The sequence below is a fragment of the Mesorhizobium sp. WSM3862 genome (assembly GCF_002294985.1).
Classification (GTDB): Bacteria; Pseudomonadota; Alphaproteobacteria; order Rhizobiales; family Rhizobiaceae; genus Mesorhizobium.
Map to the genome: position 1 here is coordinate 59,706 of NZ_NSGE01000004.1, position 26,206 is coordinate 85,911.

At 65.2% G+C, this 26,206-nt stretch carries 31 protein-coding genes and 1 tRNA gene; 11 read left to right on the forward strand and 21 right to left on the reverse strand.

Annotation, left to right across the window (positions count from 1 at the left end):
• The first annotated feature begins 25 nt into the window (after nt 1–25).
• Complete coding sequence (locus CK224_RS12600; protein ID WP_095782021.1) at nt 26–862, forward strand: aspartate/glutamate racemase family protein; 837 nt, start codon at nt 26–28, stop codon at nt 860–862.
• A gap of 101 nt (nt 863–963) precedes the next feature.
• Nucleotides 964–1,146, forward strand: coding sequence for a hypothetical protein (locus CK224_RS12605; RefSeq protein ID WP_170950325.1), 183 nt, complete (start codon nt 964–966; stop codon nt 1,144–1,146).
• A gap of 48 nt (nt 1,147–1,194) precedes the next feature.
• On the opposite strand, the gene CK224_RS12610 is transcribed toward CK224_RS12605, so the two are convergent.
• Nucleotides 1,195–1,710: a GNAT family N-acetyltransferase gene (locus tag CK224_RS12610; protein ID WP_245418728.1), complete on the reverse strand. Its 516-nt coding sequence runs from the start codon at nt 1,708–1,710 to the stop codon at nt 1,195–1,197.
• Nucleotides 1,695–1,985 (reverse strand): DUF1778 domain-containing protein, encoded by a 291-nt coding sequence (locus tag CK224_RS12615; protein WP_095782024.1) that lies wholly within the window; start codon nt 1,983–1,985, stop codon nt 1,695–1,697. Before CK224_RS12615 ends, CK224_RS12610 begins: the two co-directional genes overlap by 16 nt.
• Nucleotides 1,986–2,353: 368 nt before the next feature.
• Between CK224_RS12615 and CK224_RS12620 the strand changes: the two genes are divergently transcribed.
• On the forward strand, nt 2,354–2,545 hold the full coding sequence (locus CK224_RS12620; protein WP_095782025.1) for a Flp family type IVb pilin: 192 nt from the start codon (nt 2,354–2,356) through the stop codon (nt 2,543–2,545).
• A 96-nt stretch (nt 2,546–2,641) separates the two neighbouring features.
• Here the strand turns inward: CK224_RS12620 and CK224_RS12625 are convergent, their stop codons facing one another.
• The 12 genes from CK224_RS12625 to CK224_RS12685 all read right to left on the reverse strand — a co-directional run bounded on the left by CK224_RS12625 (nt 2,642) and on the right by CK224_RS12685 (nt 14,852).
• Nucleotides 2,642–2,947 (reverse strand): UBP-type zinc finger domain-containing protein, encoded by a 306-nt coding sequence (locus CK224_RS12625; RefSeq protein WP_067003235.1) that lies wholly within the window; start codon nt 2,945–2,947, stop codon nt 2,642–2,644.
• Nucleotides 2,947–4,632, reverse strand: coding sequence for a cyclic nucleotide-binding domain-containing thioredoxin-disulfide reductase (locus CK224_RS12630; RefSeq protein WP_095782026.1), 1,686 nt, complete (start codon nt 4,630–4,632; stop codon nt 2,947–2,949). Before CK224_RS12630 ends, CK224_RS12625 begins: the two co-directional genes overlap by 1 nt.
• Nucleotides 4,633–4,718: 86 nt before the next feature.
• Nucleotides 4,719–5,438 carry a hypothetical protein gene (locus tag CK224_RS12635; RefSeq protein WP_095782027.1) on the reverse strand — a complete coding sequence of 240 codons (720 nt, stop codon included), beginning with the start codon at nt 5,436–5,438 and terminating at the stop codon, nt 4,719–4,721.
• Nucleotides 5,439–5,561: 123 nt separating this feature from the next.
• Nucleotides 5,562–5,646: transfer RNA gene (locus tag CK224_RS12640), tRNA-Leu, on the reverse strand.
• A gap of 393 nt (nt 5,647–6,039) precedes the next feature.
• Entirely contained in the window at nt 6,040–6,660 is a 621-nt protein-coding gene (locus CK224_RS12650) for a 2,3-bisphosphoglycerate-dependent phosphoglycerate mutase (RefSeq protein ID WP_067003230.1), read from the reverse strand.
• A gap of 98 nt (nt 6,661–6,758) precedes the next feature.
• On the reverse strand, nt 6,759–7,580 hold the full coding sequence (gene dapB, locus CK224_RS12655) for a 4-hydroxy-tetrahydrodipicolinate reductase (RefSeq protein WP_095782028.1): 822 nt from the start codon (nt 7,578–7,580) through the stop codon (nt 6,759–6,761).
• Nucleotides 7,577–9,436 (reverse strand): ABC transporter ATP-binding protein, encoded by a 1,860-nt coding sequence (locus CK224_RS12660; RefSeq protein ID WP_095782029.1) that lies wholly within the window; start codon nt 9,434–9,436, stop codon nt 7,577–7,579. The genes dapB and CK224_RS12660 overlap by 4 nt, the downstream gene beginning before the upstream one ends.
• A 131-nt stretch (nt 9,437–9,567) precedes the next feature.
• Nucleotides 9,568–10,587, reverse strand: a complete 1,020-nt coding sequence (locus tag CK224_RS12665) for a glucokinase (RefSeq protein ID WP_067003316.1) — start codon at nt 10,585–10,587, stop codon at nt 9,568–9,570.
• A 264-nt stretch (nt 10,588–10,851) separates the two neighbouring features.
• Nucleotides 10,852–11,934 carry a penicillin-insensitive murein endopeptidase gene (gene mepA, locus CK224_RS12670; RefSeq protein WP_176477916.1) on the reverse strand — a complete coding sequence of 361 codons (1,083 nt, stop codon included), beginning with the start codon at nt 11,932–11,934 and terminating at the stop codon, nt 10,852–10,854.
• 164 nt (nt 11,935–12,098) lie between these two features.
• Complete coding sequence (locus tag CK224_RS12675; protein ID WP_095782031.1) at nt 12,099–13,004, reverse strand: SDR family oxidoreductase; 906 nt, start codon at nt 13,002–13,004, stop codon at nt 12,099–12,101.
• 17 nt (nt 13,005–13,021) lie between these two features.
• A complete protein-coding gene (gene queG, locus CK224_RS12680) occupies nt 13,022–14,179 on the reverse strand; it encodes a tRNA epoxyqueuosine(34) reductase QueG (protein WP_095782032.1) in 1,158 nt (385 codons plus the stop codon).
• Nucleotides 14,160–14,852, reverse strand: a complete 693-nt coding sequence (locus CK224_RS12685; protein ID WP_067003220.1) for a glutathione S-transferase family protein — start codon at nt 14,850–14,852, stop codon at nt 14,160–14,162. Before CK224_RS12685 ends, queG begins: the two co-directional genes overlap by 20 nt.
• A gap of 160 nt (nt 14,853–15,012) precedes the next feature.
• Between CK224_RS12685 and CK224_RS12690 the strand changes: the two genes are divergently transcribed.
• Nucleotides 15,013–15,819, forward strand: a complete 807-nt coding sequence (locus CK224_RS12690; RefSeq protein WP_095782033.1) for an undecaprenyl-diphosphate phosphatase — start codon at nt 15,013–15,015, stop codon at nt 15,817–15,819.
• 34 nt (nt 15,820–15,853) lie between these two features.
• Here CK224_RS12690 and CK224_RS12695 read toward each other — a convergent pair whose 3' ends face one another.
• A complete protein-coding gene (locus CK224_RS12695) occupies nt 15,854–16,231 on the reverse strand; it encodes a YraN family protein (RefSeq protein WP_067323465.1) in 378 nt (125 codons plus the stop codon).
• Nucleotides 16,224–17,120: a 16S rRNA (cytidine(1402)-2'-O)-methyltransferase gene (rsmI, locus tag CK224_RS12700; RefSeq protein WP_067003214.1), complete on the reverse strand. Its 897-nt coding sequence runs from the start codon at nt 17,118–17,120 to the stop codon at nt 16,224–16,226. The genes CK224_RS12695 and rsmI overlap by 8 nt, the downstream gene beginning before the upstream one ends.
• Before the next feature lie 153 nt (nt 17,121–17,273).
• Here rsmI and CK224_RS12705 point away from each other — a divergent pair, with 153 nt between their 5' ends.
• On the forward strand, nt 17,274–17,471 hold the full coding sequence (locus CK224_RS12705) for a hypothetical protein (RefSeq protein ID WP_095776777.1): 198 nt from the start codon (nt 17,274–17,276) through the stop codon (nt 17,469–17,471).
• Nucleotides 17,472–17,478: 7 nt separating this feature from the next.
• Nucleotides 17,479–17,667 carry a hypothetical protein gene (locus tag CK224_RS12710; RefSeq protein WP_095782034.1) on the forward strand — a complete coding sequence of 63 codons (189 nt, stop codon included), beginning with the start codon at nt 17,479–17,481 and terminating at the stop codon, nt 17,665–17,667.
• An 82-nt stretch (nt 17,668–17,749) separates the two neighbouring features.
• Here CK224_RS12710 and CK224_RS12715 read toward each other — a convergent pair whose 3' ends face one another.
• The 5 genes from CK224_RS12715 to rph all read right to left on the reverse strand — a co-directional run bounded on the left by CK224_RS12715 (nt 17,750) and on the right by rph (nt 21,228).
• Nucleotides 17,750–18,073 carry a low molecular weight protein tyrosine phosphatase family protein gene (locus tag CK224_RS12715; RefSeq protein ID WP_095782035.1) on the reverse strand — a complete coding sequence of 108 codons (324 nt, stop codon included), beginning with the start codon at nt 18,071–18,073 and terminating at the stop codon, nt 17,750–17,752.
• Nucleotides 18,070–19,248, reverse strand: a complete 1,179-nt coding sequence (hemW, locus tag CK224_RS12720; RefSeq protein WP_095782036.1) for a radical SAM family heme chaperone HemW — start codon at nt 19,246–19,248, stop codon at nt 18,070–18,072. Before hemW ends, CK224_RS12715 begins: the two co-directional genes overlap by 4 nt.
• Nucleotides 19,245–19,922 (reverse strand): RdgB/HAM1 family non-canonical purine NTP pyrophosphatase, encoded by a 678-nt coding sequence (gene rdgB / locus CK224_RS12725; RefSeq protein ID WP_095782037.1) that lies wholly within the window; start codon nt 19,920–19,922, stop codon nt 19,245–19,247. The genes hemW and rdgB overlap by 4 nt, the downstream gene beginning before the upstream one ends.
• A complete protein-coding gene (locus CK224_RS12730; RefSeq protein WP_095782038.1) occupies nt 19,923–20,333 on the reverse strand; it encodes a VOC family protein in 411 nt (136 codons plus the stop codon).
• A gap of 178 nt (nt 20,334–20,511) precedes the next feature.
• Nucleotides 20,512–21,228: a ribonuclease PH gene (gene rph / locus CK224_RS12740; protein WP_067003199.1), complete on the reverse strand. Its 717-nt coding sequence runs from the start codon at nt 21,226–21,228 to the stop codon at nt 20,512–20,514.
• Nucleotides 21,229–21,408: 180 nt separating this feature from the next.
• On the opposite strand from rph, the gene hrcA reads away from it, so the two are divergent.
• The 5 genes from hrcA to cysK all read left to right on the forward strand — a co-directional run bounded on the left by hrcA (nt 21,409) and on the right by cysK (nt 26,078).
• Entirely contained in the window at nt 21,409–22,491 is a 1,083-nt protein-coding gene (gene hrcA, locus CK224_RS12745) for a heat-inducible transcriptional repressor HrcA (protein ID WP_095782040.1), read from the forward strand.
• A gap of 31 nt (nt 22,492–22,522) precedes the next feature.
• A complete protein-coding gene (locus CK224_RS12750) occupies nt 22,523–22,720 on the forward strand; it encodes a hypothetical protein (RefSeq protein ID WP_067003314.1) in 198 nt (65 codons plus the stop codon).
• A 109-nt stretch (nt 22,721–22,829) separates the two neighbouring features.
• Nucleotides 22,830–24,179, forward strand: coding sequence for a sorbosone dehydrogenase family protein (locus CK224_RS12755; RefSeq protein WP_095782041.1), 1,350 nt, complete (start codon nt 22,830–22,832; stop codon nt 24,177–24,179).
• Between the two features lie 112 nt (nt 24,180–24,291).
• Nucleotides 24,292–24,909, forward strand: a complete 618-nt coding sequence (locus CK224_RS12760) for a LysE family translocator (RefSeq protein ID WP_095776782.1) — start codon at nt 24,292–24,294, stop codon at nt 24,907–24,909.
• 188 nt (nt 24,910–25,097) lie between these two features.
• Entirely contained in the window at nt 25,098–26,078 is a 981-nt protein-coding gene (gene cysK, locus CK224_RS12765; RefSeq protein WP_095776783.1) for a cysteine synthase A, read from the forward strand.
• The last annotated feature ends 128 nt before the right edge of the window (nt 26,079–26,206 follow it).

Here is a 26,206-nt window from a genome sequence, read left to right on the forward strand (position 1 = left end):
GGATCGGCCAAGAAAGGGAAATGCCATGTCTGTCAGCGCGGCTGCTACCCGCCCTCAATCTTCGGGACCGGTCGATCCCAAGCCGGTCGATGCCAAGCCGGTCGATCTGGGCGTGCTTCCGTCCGAACTCGACGGTGGCCTTGCCTCGCGCGCGGCGATCGGGCTTGCGATCCTCGCCACCGACCAGACGCTGGAGCATGAGTTCCGCGCGTTGGTGCGCATTCCGGGCGTCGCCTTCTACGAGGCCCGCCTCTTCAACCACAACGACATCACCCCCGACACGCTGCGCGCCATCGGCCCGCGCATCGCGCCGACCGTCGACCTCATCCTGCCCAGCATTCCGCTCGACGTCGTCGGCTTCGGCTGCACCTCGGCCACCATGACGCTCGGCGAGGAAGCCGTCTTCGCCGAGATCAGGAAGGCGCGGCCGGGCGTCGCCTGCACCACGCCGGTGACGGGCGCGCTTGCCGCCTTCAAGGCGCTCGGCGCCAAGGGCATCGGCCTGCTGACGCCTTATGCCCCCGAGATCAACCAGGGCCTCGTCACCTATTTCACCGGACGCGGCCTCGATATCGCCGCCGTCGCCACTTTCGACCGGCGCGACGACCGCGAGGCGGCCCGCATATCGCTCGCCTCGATCGAGGCCGCGGCCGAGCGCATGGCGGCGGCTCCCGGCGTGGACGCGATCTTCATCTCCTGCACCAGCCTGCGCGTCGCCGAGGCGGTGGCGGAACTGGAGCAGCGCATCGGCATTCCCGTCACCTCGTCCAACCACGCCATGGCCTGGCACTGCCTGCGGCTCGCCGGCATCGACGACGTCGTGCCTTCCGGCGGCCGGCTGTTCGCGTTGCCGATTGCCTGATCCGATTGACGGTTGGCCGGTTCGAAGTCGCCGGTTAACGTTTGCGGAAAAGGTTGCTTAACGCTTCGCTACTATGTCCTGCCCTCGGGAGGCAGAACAGAGTGAGCGCGATGAACGACAGCCCCGAAAAGCGCAACGAATGGCGCGCCATCTTCTACGTGCAGGCGCGTGTGGCGATCCTGTTCGTCCCGATCATCGTCAGCCTGCTGATCATCGGCGCGCTTGCCGGCAACGACCGCGATCGCGTCGTCATCGACCGGACCGTCACCAGCTCGGTGAAGTAGGCAGTCAGCCATTGTATTCTGCCACTTCAGCTGCTTTCGCTGGCCAGGCTATCCCTTTGGTCTGATCGCCTCCCGCAAATCGGCGAGGGATATCACCAGCGTCGTCGGATCGAGGGGCGAGGCATCGAACCCCAGCGCCGTGTAGAAGTGTCGCGCTTCATCCGAGATCGCGTGGACCAGGATGCCGCGAATGCCGACTGATCCGGCCGCATTCATCACGCGGCGGGCCGCGTCCTGAACCAGCGCGCGGCCCAAGCCTCGGCGCTGATGGGAAGTATCGATGGCAAGCCGGGCAAGAATGGCGACCGCAATCGGATCGGGCATATTGCGCCTTAAGCGGGCCGGCACATGGCTCCCCACCACACCGCCCGAGGCGAGCGCGTAATAGGCCACGACCTTGTCTCCATCGCAAGCAACAAAGGTGCGCGCCGTGCCGCTGTCTTGACTGGTGAGCGCCCGGCGTTTGAGCCAGTCATCCGACCCCGGGACGCCGGATGAAAAGAACGACAGATCGTGGGTACGGTCCAGCGGTACCGGCGCCCGAAGCGTCACTTCGTTTCCCATGGGAGGGACGCGTTCATCAGCTTGGACAGTCGCTCGTTCGACTTGGCCGGTGCGTCGAGCAGGGAGAGGAACTCGGCCTGTGCCTGGGGCGAAACCTTCAGAAGTGTCCGGTCGAGCAATGTGTCCTCGGCCATTCGCCGAGCGGCATCGAGGATGAAATCCGTTCGGGTTTTGCCAAGCGTCCGCGCGGCTTCGTCGATCAAGCCGCGCTCCTCGGGCTTGATACGCATGTTCAGCGTGCTTCTCTTCGAGGCGTCTGCAGACTCGTGCTTCATTGTTCCAGAGTAGTATCCTGTAATGACGTTGTCATTATAGTGAGAGTAGGTTTTGTTTAGCGCCGAAGCGAATGTAGATGCCAAAAGTTGCATTCTTGGCGCGGTATAAGGAAGGAGTGTGGGCGAAGCAATTCGAAAACATCAACCGAGGGGTCTAAAGGTGCTGGCGATCACCGTACATGACCAGCCGATTAATCCAAACATTAGATGTTGCTGAATTACGATAAGCAATAGTTGTCGCAACATAATCGAAGCTATATTGAAGATATAGCGGCTGTAACCGAATCTTAACTGTTTCGATTAAGGTCTTCAAAATTGTTTCTTCGTAGGTTGAGCAGGTCACCAACGGGGCAACAAGGAACCCTTCAATGCTCAAACTAATCAAGCGGTTCAATAACGACGAATCCGGTGCAACGGCTATCGAATACGGCCTGATCGCGGCGCTGATCGCACTGGCGATCATGGTCGGGGCTACTTCGCTCGGCTCGGCGTTGAACACAAAATTCGGCTTGATCGCCGACTGCGTCGCGGACCCGAAAGCATCTGGATGCCCGCAATAAGCTCAGCCTACAGGTTACAGCACGGACTTTTTTGGGGTCGCCTCGGGCGACCCTTTTCCGGCGCGCCGGAGCGGCGAGACGCGAACGCGGCGCGGCTCAAACAAAGCGCGGGATCGGGCCGTTCTGCGCGGTCGTGCGGTCGCCGAGGTCGATGAACACCTCGTCGACATAGCACCAGCCCCAGCCTTCGGGCGGATCGTAGCCTTCGATGACCGGATGCTGAGTGGCGTGGAAATGCTTGGTGGCGTGGCGGTTGGGCGAGTCGTCGCAGCAGCCGACATGGCCGCAGGTGCGGCAGAGTCTGAGATGCACCCACCAGGAGCCGCTCTTCAGGCATTCCTCGCAGCCGAGGGCGCTCGGCACCACATCCTTGATGTCGTCCGTATGCCTGCATTCGTCCATCACGGTCTCCTTTCGGGCTGAGCAGCACGCCCGCCGTTGCGCGCAAGATGGGCATGCAGCGCCGCCACCACCTGAGCGCCTTCGCCGACGGCGGCCGCGACACGCTTGGTCGAGCCGCAGCGCACATCGCCGATGGCGAACACGCCGCTGCGGCTCGTCTCCATCGGGCCGTGTCCCGGCGCCACATCCGGTCCGGTGCGCACGAAGCCCTTAGCGTCGAGCGCCACGTCGCAGCGCGCCAGCCAGTCGGTGTTCGGGTCGGCGCCGATGAACAGGAAGAGGTGGTGGATGGTCCGCGTCGTCGCCACGCCGGTGACCCGGTTGCGCCAGCACAGCCGCTCGAGGTTGCCGTCATGGCCGTCGAGCGCCTCGACCTCGGTTTCCGTCAGCACCTCGATGTTCGGCTGCGCCACGATCCGCTCGACCAGATAGCGCGACATGGTGGCATCGAGGCTGTCGCGCCGCGCCAACAACGTCACCTTGCGCACTTGGCTGGCGAGAAAGACGGCCGCCTGGCCGGCCGAGTTGCCGGCGCCGACCAGCGCCACTTCCTGGTCCCGGCAGAGCCGTGCTTCGATCGGCGAGGCCCAGTAATGCACCGACGTGCCCTCGAACTGCGCGATATTGGCGATGTCGAGGCGACGGTAGCGCGCGCCGCTGGCGATCACCACCGTGCGCGCGCGCAAGGTCTCGCCGTCGCCAACGTCCAGCCGGTAGCCGGCCATGTTGTCGGCGGCGCCGAGCAATTTGGCTTCATCGGGGATCACCATCTCGACCCCGAACTTCTGCGCCTGGTTGTAGGCGCGCGCCATCAGCGCCATGCCTGTAATGCCGGTCGGAAAGCCGAGATAGTTCTCGATGCGCGAGGATGCCCCCGCCTGCCCGCCGAAGGCGCGGCAGTCGAGCACGATCGTCGACAGCCCCTCGGAGGCCGCATAGACCGCGGCCGCCAATCCTGCCGGCCCGGCGCCGACGATGGCCACGTCGTAGATCTTGCCGGCGTCGAGCGGCCGCAGCAGCCCGACGCAGCGGGCGAGATCGCTTTCGCCGGGATTGTGCAGCAGCTTGCCGTTGGGACAGAGCACGATCGGCAGATGGTGCGGATCGACATGAAAACGCTCGATCAGCGTCTTGGCGCAGGGATCGGTGTCGGAATCGAGCGCGCGGTGCGGCAGGCCGCTGCGGGTGAGGAAACCCTGCAGCCGCAGCACATCGCCATTGCCGGGACGGCCGATGACGATCGGCCCGCTGGTGCCGCTCTCGAGCAGGCCGACACGGCGCAGGATCAGCGCGCGCATGACGCGCTCGCCGAGATTCGCCTCTTGCACCATCAGATCGCGCAGCCGCTGCGAGGGGATGACGATGGCTTCGACCGGCTCGGTCGCCTCGGCATTGACGAGCGACGGCCGGCTCGAAAGCTGCGCCAGTTCGCCGATGAAATTGCCCGGACCATAGGTGATGATCGCCTCGCGCGGGCCAAGACCGCTGGCCTGCGTGATGTCGACCTTGCCCGACAGGATGACGACCAATCCGGGCGAGACCGTGCCGGCCGTCACGATATGCTCGCCGGCGCCGTAGGCTCTTGGCACGCCGAAGCGGCGCATGCGCTCGATGTCCGCATCGGCGAGCACGGGGAACATCTGGTCGCGGCGGGCGGCGATCGTAGGGCTGACGGAGGGGGCCATGACCGGACCGTAGCGTCCGCGGCAGCGGGTTTGAAGCGGTTTGTTCAGGGACTGGCCGGAAGGGCAGGTGGCCGCTACGCTGTCAGCTATCCGAGCGACCTCGCCAGCTTGCGCAGCGCCCCCTGCGGATCATCGGTGATGACGGAGCCATGCGAGACGAGGATGCGCTTGAGCGCCGGCAGGTCAGCCCATCGTCTCAATTGCGCTGCGAGTGCCGCCTTGTCGCCGACCATCGTCAGCTTGACCGGCCAGGGTATACGCGGCTCATCACCGGCAAATCCCATCATGCGCAATGCCCAGCCGGCAAAACCGGATGCGCCGCGGATGTTGCCGACGATATTATTGAGAACGAGCGTCATGCCGTTCGGTCCGTCGATTTGCAGCGCCGCTTCGCGATCACGGGTTCCGGGGACGGTGACGAGCTTGACGTCGGGATCGCCAAAGTCGCCGCGTGCCGCATCGACATGCACCGCCTTCTCGACGCTGTTGCGCGCGCCCGCCGGTGCAATCACCTGCAGGGTGGGATAGCGATCTTTCCATGGCTTTGCATCGAGCCGGTGATGGTCGTTAGGGACGATCAAGAAGGCCGGTTGGCCGAAGGCCTCGATCGCGCGCATCTGTTCGTCGTCGAGCGCGATGGCGCTGAAGATGACGAGCCGTCGGTCGCGCAATCGCACCACGGTCATGCGCCGTTTCAGGTTGCCGACCGGCATCGGTATGTCGCCGGTCACCGTCAGAATATCGTCGTCGACAGGAGAGAGCCTGCCATGCGGCAGAACCTTCCACTCCTTGAACGGCGCGGGCATCACGGAACCTCGGCTTAACAGACAAGATAGGAACGGTTTAACCCGAGACGAGTTGCAGGCACAAAAAAGCCCGGAAAATCCGGGCTTTTTGCTCATCGCGTCAGATCGTCTGAAACGGGAATTTGGTGCCCAGAAGAGGACTCGAACCTCCACTCCTTGCGGAACACGGACCTGAACCGTGCGCGTCTACCAATTCCGCCATCTGGGCTGGTGGGCGCTCATGTAAGCGGGCAAACGAAGCGTGTCAACGCGGTTTTTTTCGAGGAGCTCAAGACTGACCAGAGGGCAGCTTGGGTTCATTTCAGGCACGGACGGCAATTGTCGGCGTCGGCTCCGCCCCTCATCGCCCTGCCGGGCACTTCTCCCCGTATAGGACGGGGAGAAGGGGCTGGCCGCGGCGTTGGCGTCCTCTTGAGACGCTGGCGATTGGCGAAATCGGCGGCCGGAGCTTCCCTCTCCCCGTCACTATACGGGGGAGAGGATGCCGGCAGGCAGGTGAGGGGCGCCGACGCTGGTCTTTAACGGCGAGACGGAATTCCGAGCTGAAGCGGTTGTCCCGAGACGGCCACCCGTTCCGAGCGGGGCCGGAACAATAGAACTCTCACCCCTCCAGCACTTCCTTCTTTGCCACGGTGGAATCGGCGTTGAGCTTGTAGATCACCGGCACGCCGGTGCCGAGCTCCAGCTTGACGATCTCTTCGCCCGACTTGCCGTCCAGCGCCATGATCAGCGCCCGCAGCGAATTGCCGTGCGCGGCGACCAGCACCGTCTCGCCGCGCAGCACATGCGGCTGCACGTCGTGCAGGTAATAGGGCCAGACACGCGCGCCGGTGTCCTTCAGGCTTTCGCCGCCGGGAGGCGATACGTCGTAGGAGCGGCGCCAGATGTGCACCTGCTCCTCGCCCCACTTCTTGCGCGCGTCGTCCTTGTTGAGGCCGGAGAGATCGCCATAGTCGCGTTCGTTGAGCGCCTGGTCGCGGACGGTCTCGAGCTTGCTTTGGCCGACCACGTCGAGAATGTGCTGGCAGGTCTTCTGCGCCCGCTTCAGCGCCGAGGTGTAGGCGATGTCGAATTTCAGCCCGCGCGCCTTGAGCTTCTCGCCGGCGGCAAGCGCCTCCGCATTGCCCTGGTCGGTGAGGTCGACATCGCGCCAGCCGGTGAACAGGTTCTTCAGGTTCCATTCGCTCTGGCCGTGGCGCACGAGCACGAGAGTTCCCGACATGTTTGCTCCTGATACGTGGTTGGATTTGAGCAATTCCAGGAAAAGTGTGTAGCGGTTTTCAGCCCGGAATTGCGGAAGAAAAGCAGAAAAAAACCGCCTCAGCCCAGGCCGAGCACGTCCCGCATGGAATAGAGGCCCGGCTTCTTGCCTCGGCCCCAGAGCGCCGCCTTGACCGCGCCGCGGGCAAAGATCGCCCGGTCCTCGGCCTGGTGGGCGAGCGTGATGCGCTCGCCGGTGCCGGCCAGGATCACGCTGTGCTCGCCGACCACCGAGCCGCCGCGCAAGCTGGCGAAGCCGATCGTGCCGGGTTTGCGTACGCCGGTATGGCCGTCGCGCACACGCACGCTGTTGTCATTGAGCGCGATCTCTCGGCCCTTGGCCGCCGCTTCGCCGAGCAGCAGCGCCGTGCCGGACGGCGCGTCGACCTTGTGCCTGTGGTGCATCTCCAGGATCTCGATGTCGAAATCCTGCACATCGAGCGCGCGCGCCGCCTGCTCCACCAGCACCGCCAAGAGATTGACGCCGAGGCTCATATTGCCGGATTTGACGATGGTCGCGTGGCGCGCCGCCGCGGTGATCTTCGCATCGTCATCGGCCGAACAGCCGGTCGTGCCGATGACATGGACGATGCGCGCCTGCGCGGCATAGCCGGCGAATTCGACGCTTGCGCCGGGGGCCGTGAAATCGAGCACGCCGTCGGCCTTGGCGAAGGCCGGCAGCGGGTCGTCGGCGATCGGCACATTGATGGTGCCGATGCCGGCGAGCTCGCCGGCATCCTTGCCGAGATGCGGCGAACCCGGCCGCTCGACGGCACCGGCAACGCGCGCGCCGGGAATGGAGTGGATGGCGCGGATCAGCGTCTGACCCATCCGGCCGGCGGCGCCCACCACCACCAGGCCCATATCGCCCGTTTCGCTCATGCGCTTCTCCCGACGGTCTTCTTCGCGCGCGTGCGCGGCAGAGGAGTTTGGGTCGGCTTGGCGTCATCGACAAGCCCCAGCCCCTTCTTGCCCTGCACCCGGTGGAAGCGGGCATAGACGCTGTGCGGGTCGGCCATCAGCGAGGCGTGAGTGCCTTCCTCGACCAGCCGTCCCTCTTCCAGCACGATGATGCGGTCGGCATTGACCACGGTCGACAGCCGATGCGCGATGACGATGGTGGTGCGGCCTTCCATGACATGGGTGAGCGCTTCCTGGACGCGCGCTTCGGCCTCGTTGTCGAGCGCCGACGTAGCCTCGTCGAGCAGCAGGATCGGCGCTTGGCGCACGATGGCGCGGGCGATCGAGACGCGCTGGCGCTGACCGCCGGAAAGCGTCGAGCCGCCTTCGCCGACCGGCGTGTCGTAGCCTTGCGGCTGCTGGCGGATGAACTCGTCGGCGGCGGCCTGTTTCGCCGCCTGCTCAATCTCCGCGTCGGTGGCCGAGAGCCGGCCGTAGCGAATGTTGTCGCGGATCGTGCCTTCGAAGAGATACGGCGCCTGCGAGACATAGGCGATCGATTGGCGCAGCGACCGCTTCGTCACCTTCGAGATGTCCTGGCCGTCCACCTCGATGTTGCCCTCGTCGACGTCGTAGAAGCGCTGCAAGAGCGCCACCAGCGTCGACTTGCCGGCGCCCGAAGCGCCGACGATCGCCGTCACCTTGCCGGCGGCGGCGGTAAAGCTCAGATCCCTCAGCACCGGCATGTCGGCGCTGTAGCCGAACGTCACATTGTTGAAGGTCACTTCGCTGGAAATGATCTTCGCTTCGGCGGCGTCGGGCGCGTCGCTTTGTTTCGGCTCGAGGTCGAGCAGTTCATAGATCATGCGCGCGTTGACCAGCGCGCGCTCCATCGCCACCTGCATGCGCGCCAGCCGCCTCGCCGGATCATAGGCCAGGATCAGCGCGGTGATGAAGGAAAACACCGCGCCCGGCGGCTGGCCGAGAACCAGCGCCCGATAACCGGAATAGGCGATGACGGCGGTCACGGCGAGGCCAGCCAGGATGTCCGAAATCGGCGACAGCCGCTCGGAGACGCGGGCGATCTTGTTGCTGCGCTGCTCGGCCGTGTCGGCCATGATGCCGATGCGGCGCGCCAGCTCGTCCTCCAGGGTGAAGGCCTTGACGATGGCGATGCCTTGTGTGGCCTCCTGCACCGACCCGCTCAGCCGGGAATTGATCAGCACGGATTCCCGGTTAATCTTGCGCACCCGGCGCGTGATGTAGACGACGGCCCAGATCAGCGGCGGCCCGATCAGCAGCGAGCTCAGCGACAACACCGGATCCTGGTAGACCATGAGGCCGACCAGGCCGACGAGCGTCACTGCGTCGCGAGTGATCGAAATCAATGTCAGCGACAGCAGGTCGCGGATGCCGCCGATATTCTCGTCCAGCTGCGCCGCCAGTCGACCCGAGCGCGTGTCGTTGAAGAAATTGACGCCGAGCCGCATCAGATGGTCGAAGGTGCGCTTCTGGTAGCGGGCGACGAGATTGTTGCCGATCGTGGCCAACGCCACCGCCTGGCCGTAGCCGGCAAAACCGCGCACGAGGAAGGCGCCCATGAAACCGGCGCAGATCCATACCACGGCGTCGCCGCGCCGTTCGTAGAAGATTTCGTTGACCATCGGCGCCATGACCCAGGCCGAGAAGGCAGTCGCGCCCGAAACCAGCAGCGAGCAAACGATGGCGACGACATAGGACCAGCGATGGTCGTGGCCGTTCTCAGCGATGATACGGCGCAGCACCGCCGTGACCTCGCCGGGCCGGGCCTTTAGCTTGTTTGGATTTTGAAATGTCAAATCGGCAGCGCTTCGTGGGTTCTCGTCAAAGGTCAGGGAGCATTTCGGCACCCTCTTAGCGCCCCGGCTACGGCTTGCCTATGGCGAAACTTCGTCGCGGTGGCCGATTGCCATCCCGCACCCGGGCGCGCTCATGCCCGCCAGTGCCGTCCGGCGGTCTGAACGCCGAACAGCGACGGAGTTCTGGCATAGGCGGCCAGCCCGAGAAGCGCCGCCAGCGGGTGGGTGATGACATAGACCGGCATCGTGCGCATCAGCGCGCTGTGCGGCGCCTTGTCCTCGAACGCGGCGCGGAAATTGCCGGCTTTCAATGCCGGCACGATTTTTTGCGCGATGCCGCCGGTCAGGAACACGCCGCCGCGGCTCATGAACACCAGCGCGAGATCGCCCGCGGTGCGGCCGAGGCAGGTGACGAACAGTTCCAGCGCTTCCTGTGCCACCGGATCGGATTTGGCGAGCGCGGCCGCCGTAACCTCCGCCGGCGTCGTGAAAGGCGTCGGCTTTGCGTCGGCCCTGGCCACCGCGCGATAGACATTGACCAGTCCGCGGCCGCACAGGATCTGCTCGCCGGAGATGCGACCCTCGAGCTTTTCGATATGCGGAAACACTTCGAAGTCGCGCGGCGTGCGCGGGCCGATATCCATATGCCCGCCCTCGCCCGGCACCGGTATCCAGCGGCGCAGCGCGTAGATCAGCCCCGCGACGCCGAGCCCCGTCCCCGGGCCGAGCACGACCCGGCCGGCATTCGGCTCCGGCGTCCCGCCGCCAATCTTTTCCATATGCTCTTCGCCCAGCGCCACCACCGCCAGCGCCTGCGCCTCGAAATCGTTGAGCACGACGATCTCGCTCAAGCCCAGATTGGCAAACATCTGGTGCGGCTTGACCACCCAGGGGCAGTTGGTCAGTCGGATCTCGTCGCCGTCCACCGGCCCGGCCACCGCCAGCACCGCCGAATGCGGCTGGATCGACGAGCGGTCGAGCACCGCCGCCTGGATCGCCTCGTCGATGGTCTTGAAATTGGCCGTCTGGACGATTTGCGGCTCGGTCGCTTCCGAATTGGCGTCGAGCACGATCGAGAAACGCGCATTGGTGCCGCCGATATCGCCGATCAGGACCGGAAACCGCAGCGCTGTATCGTCTTCGCCAACCATGCTTTTTGTCCCGTTCGTTCCCGCTCCGTCGCTGACTAGCGCATGGTCCTGCAAAGGGAAAGCGGCTTCGGTGCCTATCTCGAGCGTCGGCGCCGCCCCTCACCTGCCTGTCGGCATCCTCTCCCCGTCAGTGACGGGGAGAGGGGCACTGTCGCCAATGGTTTCGCCAATCGCCAGCTTCGCAAGAAGAAAGCCCGCATTGCGGCAGCCAGGCGGATGTGGGGCGCCGCCGGCCTCGACCATCTGGACGCCGTGGCGCGGCCCTCAGTTCCCCGGCCTTGGCCGGGGCACTGGGATGCCGATTTTGGGCGTCGGCGCAAAGGAGCTCGCCGCCGCCGGCAGCGTCGCCGCATCGCTGGAAATCGTCTCCGCCGGCTCGGTCGCTTTCGATTTGGCCGCCGCCACAGCTGCCGCGCCGTCGCCCTGATAGGTGACCGCTTCCAGAGAAGGCGCGTCCGGCGCTGCAAGCACCGCCTGGCACTCCTTCGGCAAATTGGCCATCGTCATCAGATCGCGCGCTTTCGGCGCATCCGGGTTCTTGTTGGGCCGCCACGGCTCCTCGGTGAACCACCAGGCAAGCGGTTTGCCGCAGCCGTCATCGGCCGGCGTCGCCTCCTGCCCCTTGCAGCCGGGCGAGCCCGCCTGGCAGCCGATGCGCATGTGGAAATGATAGTCATGGCCCCAGAACGGCCGGATCTTGCGCAGCCAGGAGCGGTCGCCGGTGACCGTGTCGCAAAGTTTCTTCTTGATGCCCGGATTGACCAGGATGCGCTCGACCTCCGGGTAGCTCGCCGCGCGCTTCAAAAGCCGCGTATGGGACGGCGTCCACAGCGCGTCCTTCACCAGATGCGTCTTCTCGTCGACCATCAGCGTCGCGCTCATGCTCTCGCGCTGCGCCATGGTCAGCGGCCGCCGCGGCATCGGTGTCAGCCAGATGTCGGCATCGAGGCCGATCTGATGCGAGGCGTGGCCGGTCGTCATCGGGCCGCCGCGCGGCTGCGAGACATCGCCGACCAGCAGCCCCGGCCAGCCATCCGCCTGGGCGTCTCGCGCGAGCTTCTCGATCAGCGCAATCATCGCCGGATGGCCCCAGCGGCGGTTTCGCGAGGGGCGCATCACCTCCCAGCTCGGCCCGTCCACCGGCAAGGCGACGCCGCCGGTGAAGCAGCCTCTTGAGTAAAAGCCGAAGGATTGCGCTTGCGCCACCGCCGGCAGCTTCTTGGCGCCGAACAGGTCTTTTGCGCGCGGTTCGGCCGAGATCGCGGCCGCCGCCAGCCCGGCTAAGGTCACCAGGGCAAGCGCGGCGGTCAGGAACGGCTTCCTGTCGGGCAGCGGTCGCAACGTCATCAGGTCGGGTCCCCTCTCCAGTGGCGCGACGCAATCTCAGGCGGCATGCTAAAGCATGTCTCCCGGAAGTGGGACCCGGTTTCGCGACAAAGACATGCATAAAATCAAACCTTGGCGACGAAGTTCAGGCGCGAATCATATCACGCCAATGCACGTCGCTTCGCTCACGAGCGTTTCATCGGACTGCGCGGCTGTCCGTCTCGCCAGTTGCCGTCGGCCCACATCCGCTCCAGCGCCACCCGGTAATTCGGCAAACGAAAGCTGTAGCCGGCCGCTTTGATCGCGGCGTTGGCGACGCGCTTGTTTTCGCCGTAGAAGGACCGCGCCATGGGCGAAAGTTGCGCCGTCTCGAAGGGGATTTCCGGCGGCGCCTCCACGCCCATCAGCCGGGCGGCGTAGGCGACGACATCCTGCGGCGGCGCCGGCTCGTCGTCGGTGACATTGAAGATGCCGCCGCGATTCCTATCGGCCAGGTGCCACAGGGCGCCGGCGATGTCCTCGCAATGGATGCGGTTGAAGACCTGGCCGGGCTTGACCAGGCGCCTCGCGGTGCCGTCCTCGAGATTGACCAGTGCGTTGCGGCCCGGGCCGTAAATGCCGGAAAGCCGCAGGATTGCTACCGGCTTTCCGATTTCCCGCCCAAGAGCCAGCCATTCCTGTTCGGCCGCCACCCGCATTACCGAGCGCTTCGAAACCGGCCTGCACTCGGCGCTCTCGTCCACCCAGGCGCCGCCATGGTCGCCGTAGACGCCGACGGTGGAAAGATAGCCGATCCATTGGAGCGCCGGCATCTTGTCCCGGATCGCCTCGCCGGCCGCATTGAGCACCGGATCGCCCGCTTCGTTCGGGGCGACCGAGATGATGAGATGTGTTGTGTGCCGAAGCGCGTCGCTGATTTCCGCCGTCAACGAACCGTCGAAGCTTGACGGCTCGATGCCCGCCTCTCGCAAGGCCTCGAATTTTTCCGGCGATCGCGTCGTCCCAAGGATCGGCCCGCCATCTTCATTGGCTCTCGCAAAAGCCTTGCCGGAATAGCCGGCGCCGAAAATGAAGAAGCGTCTCTCGCCCATCAAGTAAATCCTCTTCTTCAATGGTCCTTTGCGGGAACCGGCAACGCTGACAGCCATTCCTCGCGCACCGTTGCATCGCCTTCGGACTGCAAGGCTGATGCGGCGAGCTCCGCAAAATCGCGCCGCGGCATCAGTCGCGATAGCGCCCATACTGCCGCACCCCGCACCAGCGGCGAGCCGTCGTCGATTAGGCCCCGCGCGACCGGCGTCAGCGAAGCATCGTCCGAATTGCCGGCGGCGATCAGCGCGTTGCGGATGAAACGGTCGCGGCCGATGCGCTTGATCGGCGAGCCGGAGAAAAACGAGCGGAACGTCGCATCGTCGAGCAACAGCAGCTCCGACAGCCGTGGCTCGCGCAGATCTTCGCGAGCGGCAAGCTTGGCCTCGGCGGCGACGCTGGCGAATTTGTTCCACGGACACACGGCGAGGCAGTCGTCGCAGCCATAGATGCGGTTGCCGATCGCCTCGCGAAATTCGCGCGGGATCGGCCCCTTGTTCTCGATGGTGAGGTAGGAGATGCAACGCCGCGCATCGAGCCGGTAGGGCGCCGGGAAGGCATCGGTCGGGCAGATGTCGAGGCAGGCGCGGCAGGAGCCGCAATGGTCGATCTCGGCTTTGTCCGGCTCAAGCTCGGCCGTGGTGAAGATGGTGCCGAGGAACAGCCATGAGCCATGCTCGCGGCTCACCAGGTTGGTGTGCTTGCCCTGCCAGCCCAACCCCGCGGCTTCGGCAAGCGGCTTTTCCATCACCGGCGCCGTGTCGACGAAGACCTTCACGTCGCCGCCGGCCCGCGCGACGATCTTGCCCGCGATTTCCTTCAGCCGACCTTTCATCACATCGTGATAGTCGCGATTTTGCGCGTAGACCGAGATCGCACCGCGATCGTGTTTGTCGAGGACATCGCGCGGATCCCGGTCCGGACCATAGTTCATGGCGAGCACTATGATCGAACGCACTTCCGGCCACAGCGTCGAAGGCTCGGCGCGCCGCCCGATCGTCTCGGCGATCCAGTCCATCGAGCCGTGAAATCCCTCGGCGACAAACTCGGTCAGGCGCGCGGGAGCCAGCGGGATCGCGTCCGGCCGGGTGACGGCAACGGCGTCGAAGCCGGCGCGGCGCGCCTCCGCGTCGATCAGCGCGCGCAGCTTCGTCGTGTCAGAAATCGAGGTCCGCATAATGCGATACCGGCGACAGGCCGCGCACGCGATCGGTGAGCAGCGGCCGGAACGACGGCCGTGATTTCACGCGAGTATACCATTCGCGCGCCGCCGCGTGCTCGCGCCAGTCGATCTCGCCGAGATAGTCGAGCACGGAAAGCGTCGCGGCCGCGGCGAGGTCGGCATAGGTCACCTTGTTGCCGGCCAGCCAATGACGCGTGCCCGCCAGCCAGTTGGTGTATTTCATGTGCTGGCGGATGTTGGCGCGCGCGGCGCGGATCGCGCCCGAATCGGGTGAGCCGCCGCCCGCCGTCTCCGGCATCACCGGCTTCAGCACCCGCTCGCGCACCAGATGGCGGGTGACCTCGCTTTCGGCCTTGCTGAGATACCAGTCGGTCAGTCGCCGGATTTCGGCGCGCTGCATCGGGTCCTCGGCAAACAGCCGCCTGTCGCGCTTCAGCACCCCGCGTGTCTCGTCAAGATATTCGGCAATGACCATGGCGCCGACGATTGGCACATCGCCTTCGGCCAGCAGGATCGGCAGCGTGCCGGCCGGATTGAGCGCCAGAAACTCCTTGCGCCGGGTCCAGGGTTTCTCCTCGATCAAGGCCAGCTCCTCGCCATACTCGCCGAAGGCGAGGCGGACGAACCGGCAGGTGGCGAACATCGGGTGGTGAAAAAGCGTCAGCATGGTTCCGCGATGATAGGGCGCACTGGCAAATTGGTGTGAGCGCCGGTAAGTCTTGGCGGCCCGATTCCAGGGACTGTCATGTGTTGCGACCTATAGGGGCACTTCCGCGCCATGACAAGCAAGCCCTTCCCCTTAGCCGTCACTCGAAGCAGAGGTTGCCATGGAAAGCCAGACCATCGTCGAAGCACTGCTGCTTGGGCTGATCGAGGGCCTGACCGAATTCATCCCGGTCTCGTCGACCGGTCACATCCTGCTCGCCGGCCATTTCCTCGGCTTCCATTCGACCGGCAAGGCCTTCGAGATCCTGATCCAGCTCGGCGCGATTCTTGCGATCTTGAGCGTCTATTTCCGCCGCCTCTGGAAGATGCTGCTCGAACTGCCGCATGACCGGCTGACAAGGCATTTCGCCATCGGCATCCTCATCGCCTTCCTGCCGGCGGCGCTCATCGGCGCGCTGGCGCATGACTTCATCAAGACCTTCCTGTTCGAATCGCCGCGCCTGATCTGCATCATGCTGATCATTGGCGGCGTGGTGCTGCTCGCCGTCGACCGCATGAACCTCAAGCCCGTCTACCGCGATGTCGAGCGCTTCCCGACCAGGCTTTACCTGCAGATCGGCCTGTTCCAGTGCCTGTCGCTGATACCCGGCACCTCGCGCTCCGGCTCGACCATCGTCGGCGCGCTGCTCTTGGGCGTCGACAAGCGCGCGGCGGCGGAGTTTTCCTTCTTCCTCGCCATGCCGACCATGGTCGGGGCCTTCGCCTTCGATCTGTTCAAGAACCGCAACGTGCTGACCTCGGCCGACCTGCCGATCATCGCCGTCGGCTTCATCGCCGCCTTCGTCACCGCGCTCTTCGTGGTGCGCTTCCTGCTCGATTACGTCTCGCGCAAGGGCTATTCGCTGTTCGGCTGGTGGCGGCTGGTGGTTGGCGGGCTCGGACTGGCGGCGCTGATGATCTGGGGGTGAGCTTATCCTCCCACGAGTTGGGAGGGTAAGCCCCTCAATTCCGCCCGTAAAATGCATTCTCGACATGCACTGGCCAGCGCCAGGGCAGCACCGCCACCATGTCGAAGCGCACCGACAGCCGGCCATAGTCCGGCTGGCGCGACAGCCAGAGGTCGGCGGCACCCTCGATGCGCCGTTCCGAGGCGTGGGCGATCGCTTCCATCGCCTCCATCAGCGTGCGCCGCGCCTTGACCTCGACGAACAGCACCAGGTCGCCGCGCCTGGCGATCAGGTCGATCTCGCCGAGCTTTGTGCGATGGCGGCGCGCAAGGATGCGATAGCCCTTCAGCATCAGCGCCAACGCCGCCAGCCATTCGCCGCGATGGCCGCGCCGATAGGCTTTTCGCCGATGACCGACGGTGCGCTCAGCCACCGCCGTCCGCCTTCAGCTCGATCAGCCGGCGATAGAGCGCCTGTTTCTGGCCACCGGTCATTTTCGCCGCTTCCGCCGCCGCCTTGGAGGCCGGCATTTCGGCGGCTAAAGACAACAGCAGCCGGTCGATGTCGGCCGGCTGGTCCTCGGCCGCCTCCGGCGGGCCGACGCAGACCACGATTTCGCCCTTGGGCGTCTCGGCCGCCGCGTAGTGATCGGCAAGCTCTCCGAGCGTCCCCGTTCGCATCTCCTCGAACGCCTTGGTCAGCTCGCGGCCGATCGCCGCTTTGCGCGCTCCGCCAAGCGCTTGCGCCATCGCAGCAAGCGTCTCGGCCAGCCGGCGCGGCGATTCATAGAAGATGAGCGTCGCCGGCACCTGCCTGAAGCTTTCGAGCTTGGTGAGCCTCTGGCCCGCCTTGGCCGGCAAGAAGCCGGCGAACAGAAAGGCGTCGGAAGGCAGGCCGGAAGCGGTCAGCGCGGCAAGCGCCGCCGACGGTCCGGGCACCGGAATAACGCGTATGCCGCGCTCCAGCGCCTCGCCGACCAGCCGGTAGCCGGGATCGGAAACCAGCGGCGTGCCGGCATCCGAGATCAGCGCCACGCTCTGTCCGGCAGCGAGCGATTCGATCAGCTTCGGCCCGGCCTCGGCGGCATTGTGCTCGTGATAGGCCGTGGTGCGCCGGCGAATGCCGTAGCGTTCGAGCAGCACGCGCGAGACGCGGGTGTCCTCGCAGGCAACGATGTCGGCGCCGGCCAGCGTCTCCAGCGCTCGCAGCGTGACATCGGCGAGATTGCCAATCGGCGTCGCCACCAGATAGAGCGCCGGCTCCAGCGGCCGCGCCGCAATTTCGGTCTGCCCGATTACATAGCTGCGTTTGTCGCCGGTCAATCGAGGCCCTCCCCACGCGCCACTGTTTGCCACGGCTGATCTGCGGTTGCAAAACGTGATGGCGATGCAAGGGAATCGCCATGCCTTTGCCACGATGCGGAACCAAACCGCATAAGGCGGATTTTACCCCTGATTCCCGAGGAGGAGGACAGGATGGACAGCCTGATCATTCAAGACGCTTTCACGCCCTATTATTCGGGCTGCAAGCGCTTTGCCGGATCGGAGAAGGTTGCCGGTTCGGAGAATCGGGAACCCTCCGCCAGGACAAAGGACAAGGAAGCGATGAAGCCGCTTCCAAGCCCCGCGGTTCAAGACGCCTCGACCGAAACCGAAAGCACGACGGAGCACTGACCGGACGATGCCCAATCGCTTCGACATTTTCATCACACGACTCGAAAGCAAGACCGCCCGCGAGGGCATTCCTTCCCATCCGATCGCCGCCCAGCACGGGAACCGCCGCGACAAGACCGACCTGAAGCAAGGCCGTTCCGGCGACGCGCATGCGGAAAAGGATCGCGGGAAGCACCGCCAGAAGCACGACGCCTAGAGCAGTTGCGACGCTTCGCGATCTCTCGCCTCATCCCAGGCGGAGCGAGGAGCGAAGCGCCATGCTTGGCGCCTGACGCCATTCAGCCCAGATATTTAGTGACCTTCGCCTCGAGCAGCCGCACCAGTTCCGGATCCATGAACGCATAGTTGTCCGGGATGTCGAGGCAGATCACCTGTGCCCGCATCAGGCTTGACCGGAACTTCTTCTGCAGCTTGGCCCGATGGGCCTTCTCCATGACGAAGATGATGTCGGCCCACGCGACCAGTTCATGCGTCAGCGGGTTGTCCGCGTCGTGATTGGTGCCGGCCGATTCGACCTCGAGGTCGCGGCGCCTGGAAAACACCTGCTCGGCGGTGGGGCTGCGCAGGCGGTTCTGGCTGCAGACGAAGAGAACCTTTTTCACCGCGCGAGGTCTGCCACCACCGCATCGAGCACGATCATGCCGGCGGTCGTGGCGCGGAGGCGGGCGTTGCCGACAGGCGCCACCAGCCCCTCTTCCTGCAGCACCGACAATCGCTCGCTCGCCAGACTACGCCCGGCAAGCGTCTCGTAGCGCTGGAGGTCGATGCCTTCGGCCAGCCGCAGCCCCATCAATAGGAACTCGTCGGCTTCTTCGGCGCGCGTCAGCACCTCGCCGCCGGTGACGCCATGGCCCCTGGCTTCGACCAGGTTGGCCCAGGTCTCAGGCATCTTTTCCGCGACCGTCACGGTACGGCGGCCGTTCTCGACGAAGCGGCCATGCGCGCCGGGTCCGACGCCGACATATTCGCCGTAGCGCCAATAAGTCAGGTTGTGCCGGCTTTCCGCGCCCGGCCGCGCGTGGTTGGAGATTTCGTAGGCCGGAAGCCCGTGCGCCGCGGTCACCTCCTGCGTCAGCGCGTAGAGGTCGGCGGCATGGTCGTTGTCGGGCAGGACGAATTTTCGCGCTGAGTGGAGTGCATGGAACGGCGTGCCCTCCTCGATCGTGAGCTGATAGAGCGACAGGTGGTCGGCGGCGTGCCCGATCGCTTCCTCAAGCTCTAAAGCCCAAGCCTCCGGCGTCTGGCCGGGCCGCGCATAGATCAGGTCGAAGGAGAGCCGCGGAAAGATTTCCCGCGCCAGCCCGATGGCGTGCAGCGCCTCCTCGACATTGTGCAGCCGGCCGAGGAAGCGCAGGTCCTTGTCGTTCAGCGCCTGCACGCCGAGCGAGACACGGTTGACGCCGGCCGCCCGATAACCGCGGAAGCGCTCCGCCTCGACCGAGGACGGATTGGCCTCCAGCGTCACCTCGATCCCGGCAGGCACCGTCCAGTTCTTCGCTACGGCTTCCAGAACCGCTGACACCGTTTCCGGCTTCATCAGCGACGGCGTGCCGCCGCCGAGGAAGACGCTGGTCACCTCGCGCGGCCCGGTGCGGGCGCGCATCGTCTTGAGCTCCGTCTCGAAGGCCCGCGCAAAACGCTCCTGGTCGACCGGCTGGTGGCGAACGTGGCTGTTGAAGTCGCAGTAAGGGCATTTGGCCGCGCAGAACGGCCAATGGATATAGACGCCGAAGCCGGGGCTGCGGTCGAGCGGCATGGTCTGGCCGGTTCCGATCATTTTGACCCTAGCCGCGCCAGATCCAGCCGCGCCAAATCCAAGCGGGCTTGGGCAAACTTCTGGAAGGCGCGGGCGCGGTGCGACAGGGCTGTTGCCTGGCCGGGCTTCCAGCCATGCTTTTGCTCGGCGCTCATCTCGCCAAAAGTCTTGGCGAAGCCGTTGGGCAGGAACACCGGATCGTAGCCGAAGCCGAGCGTGCCGCGCGGCGGCCAGACCAGCGTGCCTTCGGCCTCGCCGCGGTAATATTCGGCCTCGCCATCGGGAAAGGCGAGGCAGATGACGGCGACGAAACGGCCGGTGCGCTGCGCCGGCTCGGTCGCGCCGACCTCCTGCAGCGCCACTTCGGTGCGCTGCATGGCCATGCCGAAATCGCGTGTGCCGTCCGCCGTCTCGGCCCAGTTGGCGGTGTAGACGCCGGGCGCCCCGTCGAGCGCATCGACGCAGAGCCCCGAATCGTCCGACAGCGCCGGCAGGCCGGTGGCCTTGGCCGCGGCATAGGCCTTGATATAGGCATTCTCCTCGAAGGTCGTGCCGGTCTCGTCCGGTTCCGGCAGGCCGTACTCCTTGGCCGATTTCGCCTCGAAGCCGAACGGGGCCATTAAGTCGGCGAATTCGCGCAGCTTGCCTTCATTGTGGCTGGCGACGACGATCTTTTGTCCGTTCAAAGAATGCATTCAGAGACCCCAGATCCTTGGTTCGGCGAACTCGATCGAATTGCCCGAAGGGTCGCGGATATAGATCGAATGTCCGCCCTGCGGCCACTCGAAATCGCTTTCGATGGCGATGTTCTTGGCCGCCAGATGCTTGCGCCATTCGGCAATCTCGGCTGCAGTCGCGGTGAAGCAAAGATGCCCCTCGCCGACCGTGCCGTGCGGCGGCACCTCCAGCCTGGCGTCGGGCGCCGGCGGAATTTTCGTCGCCTCGGCATTGAAGATGAGCAGCACGCCGTTGCCGCAGCGGAAGAAGACGTGGCGGCCTTCGACCTTGCCCAGCGGATCCAGGCCGAGGATGTCGCGGTAGAAGGCTTCGGCCTCAGACAGATCAGTCACATAGAGTGCTGATTCCAAAATCGCGGAGGGGGTCACGAGGCGCCCCCCTCTGCCCTGCCGGGCATCTCCCCCTCAAGGGGGGAGATTGGCAGCTCCACCGACAGTGTTTCGACGGCGAAGATTGGCGAAGGCCGAGGTGAGGTCCGATCTCCCCCCTTGAGGGGGATATGGCCGGCAGGCCAGAGGGGGGTGCCTAGGCTCGGCATTCGAAAACCTACGCCACCGCCATCTGCTGCAGGCTGACCAGCCGCGAAATACCCTTCTTGGCCAGCCCCATCAGCGCCGAGAACTGCTCTTCGGAGAAGGGCTCGCCTTCCGCCGTGCCCTGGATCTCGACGATGCCGCCCTTGCCGGTCATGACGAAATTGGCGTCGGTGCCGGCCGAGGAATCCTCGAGATAATCGAGATCGATGACCGGCTGTCCGTCATGGATGCCGCAGGAGATCGCCGCGACATGGTCCTTGAGCACCTTGGAAACGCTGGCCATCTGGCGCGCTTCCATCCAGCGCAGGCAATCGTATAGCGCCACCCAGCCGCCGGTGATCGAGGCGGTGCGGGTGCCGCCGTCGGCCTGGATGACGTCGCAATCGACGGTGATCTGCTGTTCGCCTAGCGCCTGCAGGTCGACAACGGCGCGCAACGAACGACCGATCAGCCGCTGGATCTCGAGCGTGCGGCCGCCCTGCTTGCCGGCGGAGGCCTCGCGGCGCATCCGCTCGCCCGTCGAGCGCGGCAGCATGCCGTATTCGGCCGTAACCCAGCCCTTGCCGGAATTGCGCATCCAGGCCGGCACCTTTTCCTCCAGGCTCGCCGTGCACAGCACATGCGTGTCGCCGAACTTCACCAGGCACGAGCCTTCGGCATGCTTGGAGACGCCGCGCTCGAAGGAGATGGCGCGCATTTCGTCGGGCTGGCGTTTGGAGGGGCGCATTCGGCCTTCTTTCCTATGGTTTTGGATTCGTCGGCGGCTTGTAGACGCATGCGGCGGATGGCGCAAAGGAAAAGGGCGTCAAGGAAACGGGGAGTCAAGGAAACGGCGCAAGCGAAAATGGCCCGGGTTGCGCCAGGGAGGCTTAAGTCTATATCTTTCGATAGGAGGTTTTTCGCTGGAATGAACAAGGCAGTCGATCCCGCATCGCAGCCGCCCGTGTTTCAGTCGCTCGACATGCGCTCGCGCGACATCTTCCGGCGGATTGTCGATTCCTATCTGCGCGACGGCGAGCCGGTCGGCTCGCGCAGCCTGTCGCGCATCCTGCCGTCGTCGCTGTCACCGGCCACCATCCGCAACGTGATGAGCGACCTTGAGCATCTGGGGCTGATCTACGCGCCGCATATCTCGGCCGGGCGCCTGCCGACCCAGACCGGCCTGCGCTTCTTCGTCGATGCCTTCATGGAGCTCGGCGATCTGTCGGACGACGAGCGCCGCGTCATCGAGGCGCAGGTGCGTGCCTCGGGCTCGGGCGCGACGCTGGAGCATATGCTGACAGAGGCCAGCCAGATGCTCTCCGGCATGTCGCGCGGCGCCGGCCTGGTGCTCGCCGCCAAGAACGAGGTGGCTCTGAAGCACATCGAGTTCATCCAGTTGGAACCCACCAAGGCGCTCGCCGTCCTCGTGTCGCAGAGCGGCGATGTCGAGAACCGCGTTGTCGACCTGCCGGCCGGTATCACCGTCTCGCAGCTGCACGAGGCCTCGAACTTCCTCAACGCCCATATCCGCGGCCGCACGCTGGCCGAGGCCCGGGTCGAGATCGCGCGCATCAAGGACGAGACCAGGGCGGCTCTCGACACGCTGTCGCAGGAACTGGTCGAGAAGGGCCTCGCGGTCTGGGCCGGCGCCGAAAGCGGCCTGCCGGCGCGCCTCATCGTGCGCGGCCGCGCCAATCTTCTGGAAAACGTCACCGCCCAGGCCGATCTCGAATTGCTGCGCCATCTGTTCGAGGATCTGGAAACGCAGGACGGACTGCTGCAGCTCCTCGATCTCGCCGAGGAAGGTCCGGGCGTGCGCATCTTCATCGGCTCGGAGAACAAGTTGTTCTCGCTGTCCGGTTCCTCGCTCGTGGTCGCGCCCTATCGCGACAAGGATGCACGCGTCGTCGGCGCGCTCGGCGTCATCGGCCCGACGCGATTGAACTATGCCCGCATCGTCCCGATGGTCGACTATACGGCCCAGTTGATTTCGCGCATGTTGAGGTAGGCGAGCGGGAAACGTCGCAAGGAGGGTGGAAATGGCGCTGGAATCGTTCAAGGCCCAGATCAGCCTGCTGCTCGAGGAGATGGTGAACCAGCCGGAAGACGATCACGAGATCCAGGAGCTACTGCGCGAGAAGCTCAGGGAAATGCGCGCCATGGGCCTGCCGCTGCCGGCCGATCTGGTCGCGCTGGAAAAGCAGCTCGACGACGATCTGGATATCGAAGAGAGCTGAACTGCCGGCGCTTCCCGTCAAAATTTGCATGCCCGGCTTCTCTTTTGGAGAGCCGCCCGATATTCGCTGTCTGGTTGCTGATGCACGATGGCGAATAACGGAGAACAGCATGATACGCATTGCCGGCCTTGCCGCCCTCGCCTTGCTCCTGGTCTCCGGCGCCGTCGCGCAGCAGGCCGACCAGCCCCTGCTCACCGGCAAAAAGGCCTTCGGTGACTGGAAGGCCGACCGGCCCGGCGTGCGGCGCCTCATCAGGCCCGACGATCTCCCGAAGCCGAATGTCGCCGAATCCGCCTCGAACGGCGGCGGTGTCACCGATCGCCCCGAGGATGCCAAGCCAGCCCTTCCACCCGGCTTTTCGGCCGAGCTGGTGGCTTCGGGCATCAGCAGCCCGCGTGTCGTGCGCACGGCGCCGAACGGCGATCTCTTCGTCGCCGACAGCAGGGCGAACCAGGTCCGCGTCTATCGACTGGCCGAAGGCAGCGCCAAGCCCGCCGAGAAGTCGGTCTTTGCCAAAGGCCTGACCCGGCCCTACGGCATCGCCTTCTATCCGCCGGGCGACAAGCCGCAATGGGTCTATGTCGCCAACAGCAACAGCGTCGTCCGCTTTGCCTATCGCGACGGCGACCTCAAAGCTTCGGGCAAGCCCGAAACGATCGTCTCGGACATCCCGTCGAGCCATCACTGGACGCGCGACATCGCTTTTTCGCCCGACGGCAAGACGCTCTATCTCTCGGTCGGCTCGGGCTCGAATACCGCAGAGGGCATGGGAGCGAGGCCGAAGGGCGGCGTCGAAGAATGGGCGAGATCGGCACCGCTCGGCGCTACCTGGGGCGCGGAGGAAGGCCGAGCGGATGTGCTCGCTTTCGATCCTGACGGCAAGAACCGCAGGATGGTCGCCACCGGCCTGCGCAACTGCTCGGGCATGACGGTGCAGCCGGCCACGGGCGCGCTCTGGTGCGTCGTCAACGAACGCGACGAGCTCGGCGACAACGTGCCTTTCGAATATGCGACCGCCGTCAAGGAGGGAGCCTTCTATGGCTGGCCCTGGTACTATATCGGCGACAACGAGGATCCGCGCCACAAAGGCGCGCGGCCCGATCTCGCCGGCAAGGTCACGGTGCCGGAAGTGCTGATCCAGGCACATTCGGCGCCGCTCAACATCGCCTTTTACGAGGGCGGCAACTTCCCGGCCGACTATAAGGGCGACGCCTTCGTCACCCTGCACGGCTCGTGGAACCGCAATGTCCGCACCGGCTACAAGGTGGTGCGGCTGAAGTTCAAGGACGGCAAGCCGACCGGCGAGTATGAGGATTTCGCCACCGGCTTCGTCATCGCGGACGATGCGGTCTGGGGCCGGCCGGTCGGTGTCGCGGTGGCGAAGGATGGATCGCTGATCCTGACCGAGGACGGCAACGGCACGATATGGCGCGTCACCTACGGCGACGGCCGGTCCTGAAGCGGCGCTGGTGCAACCGAATCCGGCCGCAAGGCAATTAACGCCGCCCCGACGCCGTGGTAAGAGGCCGCCGCTCTGGATCGCGATCTCGGGATAGCGCTGGGTTCAAGCCATGACACTGACAGGATTTCTCGCCTACAGCGCCGCCCTCGGCGTCGCCGCCGCCATTCCGGGCCCCGGCGTGACTGCGCTTGTTGCCCGCGCGCTCGGCTCCGGCTTCCGTTCGTCGCTGGCTATGTCGTTCGGTCTCATGCTCGGCGACATTACCTACCTCACCGCCGTCGTGCTTGGCCTCGCCTTCGTCGCCCAGACCTTCGGCATGGTGTTTCTCGCCATCAAATGGGCGGGCGTCGCTTATCTCGCCTTCCTTGCCTGGCGCTTCTGGACGAGCGGCATCTCGCCCGAAACGGTCGAGGCGCGGAAGAGCAAGAGCGGCCTGGCGTCGAGCTTCATCGCCGGGCTGACGGTGACGCTCGGCAACCCGAAGACGATGATCTTCTATCTCGCCATCACGCCGACCATCGTCAATCTGAAGACGATCACGCCGGCCGACTACGGCATCCTCGTCGCGCTGACCGTCGTCGTGCTGTTCGTGGTGCTGGTCCCCTATCTGGCGCTGGCTGCCAAGGCGCGCTGGTTCCTGAAGTCGCCGCGCGCGCTGAAGGTGCTGAACCGCACCGCCGCCGGCTTCATGATGGGAGCGGCAGCCGCCATCGCGGCCCGTCAATAGGCTGCATTCTCAACCGGCCCCCATTTCGGGGAAAGCATCCCCAAAACGGGCCGATCCAAAAAATGCATTTCCGGCGCGGGGAGGTTTTCAGCAGCCGCCCCACTCGGATATTTTCGGCGGGCAGCCTATCTTGCGCGGCTGAAAGCCTTATTCTGTTTGCCTATGCCTTTGCCTTGGGAGCGAAACCAATGAACAAGCCCGTCACCTCCGCGCGTGTCCCCGGCCGCGGCCGCATCTTCAACTCGATCACCGAGACGATTGGAGACACGCCGCTGGTGCGGCTGGATAAATTCGCCAAGGAGAAGGGCATCGTCGCCAACCTGCTGGCCAAGCTCGAATTCTTCAACCCGATCGCCTCGGTCAAGGACCGCATCGGGGTCTCGATGATCGAGGCTCTGGAGGAGGCCGGCAAGATTGCGCCGGGCAAGACCACGCTGATCGAACCGACCTCCGGCAACACCGGCATCGCGCTGGCCTTCGCCGCCGCCGCCAAGGGTTACAAGCTGATCCTCACCATGCCGGAGACAATGTCGGTCGAACGTCGCAAGATGCTGGCGCTGCTCGGCGCCGAATTGGTGCTCACCGAAGGCCCGAAAGGCATGAAGGGCGCCATCGCCAAGGCCGACGAGCTTGCCGCGACGCTGCCCAACGCCATCATCCCGCAGCAGTTCGAGAACCCGGCCAATCCGGAAATCCACCGCCGCACCACGGCGGAGGAGGTCTGGAACGACACCAATGGCGAGGTCGACATCTTCGTCGCCGGCATCGGCACCGGCGGCACGATCACCGGCGTCGGCCAGGTGCTGAAGAAGCGCAAGCCTTCGCTGCATGTGGTGGCAGTCGAGCCGGAAGCCTCGCCGGTGCTCTCCGGCGGCCAGCCCGGCCCGCACAAGATTCAAGGCATCGGCGCCGGCTTCGCGCCCAAGATCCTCGACACCACGATCTATGATGAGATCGTCAGGGTCTCGAACGAGGATTCGGTCGCCAATGCGCGCCTCGTCGCCCGCCTCGAAGGCGTGCCGGTCGGCATATCGTCGGGTGCCGCGCTGCAGGCGGCGATCGTCGTCGGCTCGCGGCCGGAAAACAAGGACAAGAACCTCGTCGTCGTCATTCCGTCCTTCGCCGAGCGCTATCTCTCGACGATCCTGTTCGACGGGCTGGGGGCCTAGGCGCTCATACCTCTAAGAATGGCTTCAGCCCCTCGCGGTCGTCATCCCAGGGCGAAGCAGGAGCGAAGCTCCGTCGCGTCGACCCTGGCATCCACGCCGTGACCGCGGCCAGGAAATGCCACGGTTCA

What these genes read in the sequence shown, in the direction of transcription:
- CK224_RS12600 (WP_095782021.1), top strand. Translation starts at nt 26, where the DNA reads ATGTCTGTCAGCGCGGCTGCTACCCGCCCTCAATCTTCGGGACCGGTC.
- CK224_RS12610 (WP_245418728.1), bottom strand. Translation starts at nt 1,710, where the DNA reads ATGGGAAACGAAGTGACGCTTCGGGCGCCGGTACCGCTGGACCGTACC.
- CK224_RS12615 (WP_095782024.1), bottom strand. Translation starts at nt 1,985, where the DNA reads ATGAAGCACGAGTCTGCAGACGCCTCGAAGAGAAGCACGCTGAACATG.
- CK224_RS12620 (WP_095782025.1), top strand. Translation starts at nt 2,354, where the DNA reads ATGCTCAAACTAATCAAGCGGTTCAATAACGACGAATCCGGTGCAACG.
- CK224_RS12625 (WP_067003235.1), bottom strand. Translation starts at nt 2,947, where the DNA reads ATGGACGAATGCAGGCATACGGACGACATCAAGGATGTGGTGCCGAGC.
- CK224_RS12630 (WP_095782026.1), bottom strand. Translation starts at nt 4,632, where the DNA reads ATGGCCCCCTCCGTCAGCCCTACGATCGCCGCCCGCCGCGACCAGATG.
- CK224_RS12635 (WP_095782027.1), bottom strand. Translation starts at nt 5,438, where the DNA reads ATGCCCGCGCCGTTCAAGGAGTGGAAGGTTCTGCCGCATGGCAGGCTC.
- CK224_RS12650 (WP_067003230.1), bottom strand. Translation starts at nt 6,660, where the DNA reads ATGTCGGGAACTCTCGTGCTCGTGCGCCACGGCCAGAGCGAATGGAAC.
- dapB (WP_095782028.1), bottom strand. Translation starts at nt 7,580, where the DNA reads ATGAGCGAAACGGGCGATATGGGCCTGGTGGTGGTGGGCGCCGCCGGC.
- CK224_RS12665 (WP_067003316.1), bottom strand. Translation starts at nt 10,587, where the DNA reads ATGGTTGGCGAAGACGATACAGCGCTGCGGTTTCCGGTCCTGATCGGC.
- mepA (WP_176477916.1), bottom strand. Translation starts at nt 11,934, where the DNA reads ATGACGTTGCGACCGCTGCCCGACAGGAAGCCGTTCCTGACCGCCGCG.
- CK224_RS12675 (WP_095782031.1), bottom strand. Translation starts at nt 13,004, where the DNA reads ATGGGCGAGAGACGCTTCTTCATTTTCGGCGCCGGCTATTCCGGCAAG.
- queG (WP_095782032.1), bottom strand. Translation starts at nt 14,179, where the DNA reads ATGCGGACCTCGATTTCTGACACGACGAAGCTGCGCGCGCTGATCGAC.
- CK224_RS12685 (WP_067003220.1), bottom strand. Translation starts at nt 14,852, where the DNA reads ATGCTGACGCTTTTTCACCACCCGATGTTCGCCACCTGCCGGTTCGTC.
- CK224_RS12690 (WP_095782033.1), top strand. Translation starts at nt 15,013, where the DNA reads ATGGAAAGCCAGACCATCGTCGAAGCACTGCTGCTTGGGCTGATCGAG.
- CK224_RS12705 (WP_095776777.1), top strand. Translation starts at nt 17,274, where the DNA reads ATGGACAGCCTGATCATTCAAGACGCTTTCACGCCCTATTATTCGGGC.
- CK224_RS12710 (WP_095782034.1), top strand. Translation starts at nt 17,479, where the DNA reads ATGCCCAATCGCTTCGACATTTTCATCACACGACTCGAAAGCAAGACC.
- hemW (WP_095782036.1), bottom strand. Translation starts at nt 19,248, where the DNA reads ATGATCGGAACCGGCCAGACCATGCCGCTCGACCGCAGCCCCGGCTTC.
- rdgB (WP_095782037.1), bottom strand. Translation starts at nt 19,922, where the DNA reads ATGCATTCTTTGAACGGACAAAAGATCGTCGTCGCCAGCCACAATGAA.
- rph (WP_067003199.1), bottom strand. Translation starts at nt 21,228, where the DNA reads ATGCGCCCCTCCAAACGCCAGCCCGACGAAATGCGCGCCATCTCCTTC.
- hrcA (WP_095782040.1), top strand. Translation starts at nt 21,409, where the DNA reads ATGAACAAGGCAGTCGATCCCGCATCGCAGCCGCCCGTGTTTCAGTCG.
- CK224_RS12750 (WP_067003314.1), top strand. Translation starts at nt 22,523, where the DNA reads ATGGCGCTGGAATCGTTCAAGGCCCAGATCAGCCTGCTGCTCGAGGAG.
- CK224_RS12755 (WP_095782041.1), top strand. Translation starts at nt 22,830, where the DNA reads ATGATACGCATTGCCGGCCTTGCCGCCCTCGCCTTGCTCCTGGTCTCC.
- CK224_RS12760 (WP_095776782.1), top strand. Translation starts at nt 24,292, where the DNA reads ATGACACTGACAGGATTTCTCGCCTACAGCGCCGCCCTCGGCGTCGCC.
- cysK (WP_095776783.1), top strand. Translation starts at nt 25,098, where the DNA reads ATGAACAAGCCCGTCACCTCCGCGCGTGTCCCCGGCCGCGGCCGCATC.